The organism is Bradyrhizobium sp. Kon69 (assembly GCF_055807515.1).
In genome coordinates this window covers 1-345 of sequence record NZ_JBVVOS010000187.1, presented here as the reverse complement: position 1 = coordinate 345, position 345 = coordinate 1, and the positions used below count along the sequence as shown (strand labels likewise).

Here is a 345-nt window from a genome sequence, read left to right as displayed (position 1 = left end):
AACTCGGTGTCCTCGTTGCGGCGGGAGATCTCCAACAGCTGGTTGCGGGTCAGCACCAGCTCGGAGACCATGGTCATCAGATGCTCCAGCGTATCCACGTTGACGCGGATCGACTGGTTGGCGATGCTGGCTCCCTCGCCGGCGCCCTCGTCGGCGATCGACTTCTTCGGCGCGGCCTTTTCCTTCGCCTTGGCTTCCTTCGCTACTTCCTTGGCAACAGGCACCGGCGCTTCAGCGACTGGCTCGGCCTTGACTTCGGCTTTGGCAACGGGGACCGGGACTTCGATCGCGGTCTCGCGGAAGGCGCGCTCGAGCTCGTCGAGCGAGACTTCGCCCGGACGCAGC

1 pseudogene is annotated in these 345 nt (G+C 64.9%); it reads right to left on the bottom strand.

The features are described from left to right. Window positions 1-345: pseudogene (locus AC0L3U_RS38760) on the bottom strand (hybrid sensor histidine kinase/response regulator); the annotation flags it as partial.